Here is a 295-nt window from a genome sequence, read left to right as displayed (position 1 = left end):
ATTGACGTTGAGCCTCGGAACTTTTAACAAACTCAAAAAATAGTCGAATGGTTGGCATATAATCATGAATTTTAAATGTTTTCTTTAAACCAAAGATAATATGGAATCAATATGTTCACTCCTTTGGTATATTCGCTGATATTTTATGCGTGCCTTGAGTGGAGATTTTTTGAGTGGCTTTTTCAAAAATACTACCCGTCCCTTGATGATTTCCAAACGGTTTTCAAGTGCCCCTTGCTGAGATGGCAGGAGGTTTGTTTAAATTCAAATGTTCTTATTTTGAATTTTAAGGGGG

The organism is Staphylococcus sp. GDY8P85P (assembly GCF_017892405.1).
GTDB lineage: Bacteria > Bacillota > Bacilli > Staphylococcales > Staphylococcaceae > Staphylococcus > Staphylococcus borealis.
Note: the sequence above shows the minus strand (reverse complement) of the source record.